At 69.8% G+C, this 5,073-nt stretch carries 3 protein-coding genes; all 3 read left to right on the top strand.

Annotation, left to right across the window (positions count from 1 at the left end; genetic code table 11):
* On the top strand, nucleotides 1-3,394 hold a 3,394-nt coding region (smc, locus tag DYI24_RS21050; protein WP_164573712.1), incomplete at its 5' end, for a chromosome segregation protein SMC.
* Nucleotides 3,395-3,668: 274 nt separating this feature from the next.
* Nucleotides 3,669-4,637, top strand: coding sequence for a small ribosomal subunit Rsm22 family protein (locus tag DYI24_RS21045; protein WP_164573711.1), 969 nt, complete (start codon nucleotides 3,669-3,671; stop codon nucleotides 4,635-4,637).
* Nucleotides 4,638-4,736: 99 nt separating this feature from the next.
* The coding region (locus tag DYI24_RS21040) for a LemA family protein (RefSeq protein WP_164573710.1) at nucleotides 4,737-5,073 on the top strand (337 nt) is incomplete at its 3' end.

Below are 5,073 nucleotides of genomic sequence, written 5' to 3'. Positions count from 1 at the left end.
GGGTCTGACCGGCGTGGTCGGGCCGGACGGCTGCGGCAAGTCCAATCTGGTGGAAGCGCTGCGCTGGGCGATGGGCGAAACTTCGCACAAATCGCTGCGCGCCACCGACATGGACGCGGTGATATTCGCCGGCTCGGGCAACCGCCCGGCGCGCAACCACGCCGAAGTGGTGATGTCGATCGACAATTCCGATCGCACCGCGCCGGCGGCGCTGAACGATTCCGACACCCTGGATATCTCGCGCCGGATCGAGCGCGAGGCCGGCTCGGTGTATCGCATCAACGGCCGCGAAGTCCGCGCCCGCGACGTGCAGCTGCTGTTCGCCGACGCCGCCACCGGCGCCCGATCGCCGGCGCTGGTCCACCAGGGCAAGATCGGTGAAATCATTCAGGCCAAACCGGAACAGCGCCGCCGCGTGCTGGAAGACGCCGCCGGCGTCGCCGGTCTGCACGCCCGCCGCCACGAAGCCGAGCTGCGGCTGAAAGCGGCCGAAACCAACCTGACCCGCGTCGAAGACGTGATCGGCCAGCTGTCGACCCAGGTCGACGGCCTGAAGAAGCAGGCGCGCCAGGCGATCCGGTTCCGCGAGGTCGCCGCCAAGGTCCGCAAGACCGAAGCGATGCTGTATCATCTGCGCTGGCGCGACGCGCAGGCCGAAGTCGGCGCCGCCGCCGAGGTGCACGATCTCGGGGTGCGCCAGCTCGCCGAATGCACCCGCGTGCAGGCCGAGGCCTCCCGCATCCAGGCCGAGCGCGCCTCCACCTTGCCGAGCCTGCGCGAGGCGGAAGCCCGCGCCGCCGCCGGCCTGCAGCGGCTGATCAACGCCCGCGAACAGCTCGACCGCGAAGAGGCCCGCGCCAAGGAGCGCGTCGTCGAACTGGAACGGCGGCTGACGCAGTTCTACTCCGACGTCGCGCGCGAGCAGCAGCAGGCGATCGACGCCGACGCCGCGCTGGAGCGGCTCGACACCGAAGACATCGAGCTGCGCGAAGAGATCCTGGAGCGGGTCGAGAAGCGCAGCGGCGTCGATGAGCGCGTCGCCGAAGCCGATGCCTCGCTGGGCGAAGCCGAGCAGCTGTTCGCCGAACTCACCACCCAGCTCGCCGAACTCACCGCGCGGCGCAACCAGTTCGAGCAGAGCGTCCGCACCCATCGCGACCGGCTGGCGCGGCTCGATACCGAGATCAAGAACGTCGAGAGCGAGATCGACCGGCTGTCAGCCGAGACCTCCGGCGCCGGCGACCTGACCGAACTCGCCGAAGCGGTCGAGATCGCCCAGGAGCTGCTGGCCGAGCAGGAAGCCGCGGTGCAGGCGGCCGAAGCCGCCCAAATCGCGGCGCGGCAGACGCTGGACGGCTCGCGGGCGCCGCTGGTCGAAGCTGATAAGAAGGTGCAGCGGCTCGAGACCGAAGCCAAGACGATCAGCAAGATCCTCAACGGCGAGACCAAGAATCTGTGGCCGCCGATCATCGACGGCATCACCGTCGCCAAGGGCTATGAGAAAGCGATCGGCGCCGTGCTCGGCGACGATCTCGACGCACCGGTCGATCCGTCGGCGCCGATGCGCTGGACCGATGTCGGCGTGCAGCCGGAAGATCCGGCGCTGCCGGAAGGCGTCGAGGCGCTGGCGCAGCATGTCACCGCGCCGCCGGAGCTGGCGCGCCGCCTCGCCCAGATCGGCGTCGTCACCAAGGAACGTGGCAATGAGCTGTGCGAAAAGCTCAAGACCGGCCAGCGGCTGGTATCGCTCGACGGCGACGTCTGGCGCTGGGACGGCTTCGTCGCTTCGGCCCATGCACCGACCGGCGCCGCCCGCCGTCTCGCCGAACGCGCCCGCCTGACCGACATCGAGAACGAACTCGAGCAGGCCCGGATCGAGGCCGCCGCCAAGCGCCAGGCGCTGGAGACCGCCGAAGCCGAATTGAAGATGGCGGCCGCCGCCGAGACCGCCTCACGTGAAGCGCTGCGCGGTGCCCGCCGCGAAGTCGACGCCGCCCGCGAACGCTTCGCCGCCGCCGAGCGCGAGGTCAACCGCCACGCTGCGCGCAAATCGGCGCTGGCCGAAGCGCAGTCGCGCCTCGCCACCGACCGCGCCGAAGCCGAAGCCGCGCTGGAGAACGCCGAGGCGCAGATCGCCGATCTGGAGCCGAACACCGAAGCCGAAGCCCGCCTCGCCGCGGTGCGCGGCGACATCGACGGCCGCCGCCGCATCGCCGCGCAGATCCGCGCCGAAGCCCAGGCGCTGGCGCGCGAAGCCGAGCTTGCCGACAAGCGGCTGCAGGCGATCGCCGCCGAGCGGATGGACTGGCAGAAGCGCAAGGCTGGCGCGGCGTCGCAGATCGCCACCGTCGAAGAGCGCGTCGCCGAACTCACCGCCGAGCGCGCCGAACTCGAGAACGCGCCCGAAGTGTTCGCCGAGAAGCGCAGCGCGGTGATCACCGAGATCGAATTCGCCGAAGCCGATCGCCGCGCCGCCGCCGATGCGCTGGCAGCCGCCGAACAGGCGATGTCCGAGACCGACCGGCTGGCGAAAGCCTCGCTCGAACAGCTCTCCAGCGCCCGCGAAGCCTGCGCTCGCGCCGAGGAGCGGATGGAAGCGGCCCGCCGCCGGCTCGAAGACGTCGAGCGCGAAATCCGCGACATGCTCGAGGTCGAGCCGCAGGCCGCCGCCCAGCTCGCCGAGATCGTCGAGGGCGCCGACCTGCCGCCGCTCGCCGAAATCGAAGAGAGCCTGGACAAGCTGCGCCGCGACCGTGAGCGGCTCGGCGCCGTCAACCTGCGCGCCGAGGAAGAACTCAACGAGGTCGAGACTCAGCACGGCACGCTGGCGGCCGAGCGCGACGATTTGGTCGAAGCGATCAAGAAGCTGCGCACCGGCATCCAGAGCCTGAACAAGGAAGCCCGCGAGCGGCTGCTCGCCTCGTTCGACGTCGTCAACGGTCACTTCAAGCGGCTGTTCACCACACTGTTCGGCGGCGGCGAGGCCGAGCTGAAGCTGATCGAAAGCGACGATCCGCTCGAAGCCGGTCTCGACATCATCGCCAAGCCGCCGGGCAAGAAGCCGCAGTCGCTGTCGCTGCTCTCGGGCGGCGAGCAGGCGCTGACCGCGATGGCGCTGATCTTCGCGGTGTTCTTGACCAACCCGTCGCCGATCTGCGTGCTGGACGAAGTCGACGCGCCGCTCGACGACCACAACGTCGAACGGTTCTGCGACCTGCTCACCGACATGGCGAAGACCACGGAAACGCGGTTCATCACCATCACCCACAACCCGATCACCATGGCCCGCATGAACCGCCTGTTCGGCGTCACCATGGCCGAACGCGGCGTCTCCCAGCTGGTCTCCGTCGACCTGCAGGGCGCGGTGGACATTCTGGATCAGAACGTGGCGTGAGCGGCGCTCGCGCCAAGGCAGTGACGCGGCGCAGAAGGATCGACGGATCCGTCATCGCCGGGCTTGACCCGGCGATCCATCTTGTTCGCAAATCCTCTTCGTGCTGCGCGCTGCGCGCGCTGATGGATGCGCGGGCCTTCGCCGCGCCGCAGGGGCTACGGCCCCGCAGGCGGGTCAAGCCCGCGCATGACGTACTAATGGGCGGCGACACATCGAGCAGTTGTACTCCTGCGCTGCCGGCGAGACGCGGTGTCATCCGGCAAAGGGTGAGCTGTTGATCCCCCCATCCCTCCCCGCCGAACTCAAGACCGCGCTGGAGCAGAAGCTGCACGGCCTCACACGTGCCGACACGGCAGCGCGGGCGGAGCGGATTTCGCTCACCTATCGCGGCGGCGGCACCTCGGCGCCGATCACCAGCGAGGCCGACGCACTGGCCTATGCGGGTGCGCGGATGCCGGCGACCTACGCGGCGGTGATCGCCTGTCTCAACGCGCTAACAGCAATCCGACCTGACTTCGCCCCGGCAACGCTGCTCGATGTCGGCGCCGGGCCTGGCACCGCGAGCTGGGCCGCCGCGCAGGCGTTCGACACGCTGCAGCGCTTCACCCTGCTCGACGCCAATCCGGCGTTGCGCAACCTCGCCCTGCAGCTCGCTGAGACCACGCGGCTGCCGGCGATCGACTACCGGCTCGGCGACGCCGGCAAGGCGCTGGCCGATGCGCCGGAGGCGGCCCTGGTGATCGCGAGCTACGTCATCAACGAGCTCTCCGACGCCGCCCGGGTAACCTTCGCCGACGCACTGTGGCGCAAGACCACCGATACGCTGCTGGTGGTCGAACCCGGCACGCCCGCCGGCTACCAGCGCATCCTCGACCTGCGCGACCGGCTGACCGCCCAGGGCGCGCGCGTGATCGCGCCATGCCCGCACGAGGCTACCTGTCCGTTGACCGCGCCGGACTGGTGCCACTTCGTGCAGCGGCTGCCGCGCTCGAAGCTGCATCTGCAGCTCAAGGCCGCCGATGTCCCGTTCGAAGACGAGAAGTTCAGCTACGTGGCGCTGACCCGCGCCGCATTGCCGGAGCGGCCGGCGCGCGTGCTGGCGCAGCCCGAGCAGACCAAGGCGGCGATCACCGCCAAACTCTGCACGCCGGCCGGCAAGCTCGAGCTCGCCGTCGCGCCCCGCCGCAACAAGCCCGCCTACGCCCGCTTCCGCCGTCTCGACTGGGGCGACACCGTGGATTGAACATTCGCACCTGCAGCGACGACCAAGGGATGCCGCGCGGGTGGCGCGGTCCCGGCCGCACGCGTGCCGTCCAGGCGCAAGGTGCAGGGTCGTCGTTGAATGGGAACCGGCAATATGTGGATCTTTCTCGGCATCGTCGTCGCGCTCGCGCTGTATGCGCTCGTGACCTACAACCGCCTGGTGGCGCTGCGGCAACGCCTCGGACAGGCGTTCGCCGACATCGACGTTCAGCTCAAGCAGCGGCACGACCTGATTCCGAACCTGGTCGAGACCGTGAAGGGCTATGCGGCGCATGAGCGCTCGACGCTCGAAGACGTCGTCAAGGCACGCAACACCGCGATCTCGGCGCAGGGGCCGGGCCAGATGGCCGCGGCCGAGAACGCCCTGACCGCCTCGCTCGGCCGGCTGATCGCGCTCGGCGAGGCCTATCCAGACC

Origin of the sequence: Rhodopseudomonas sp. BR0C11 (assembly GCF_010820945.1) — a bacterium.
Taxonomy (GTDB): Bacteria; Pseudomonadota; Alphaproteobacteria; order Rhizobiales; family Xanthobacteraceae; genus Rhodopseudomonas; species Rhodopseudomonas palustris_H.
Note: the sequence above shows the minus strand (reverse complement) of the source record. Positions and strands in the feature narration are given on the sequence as shown.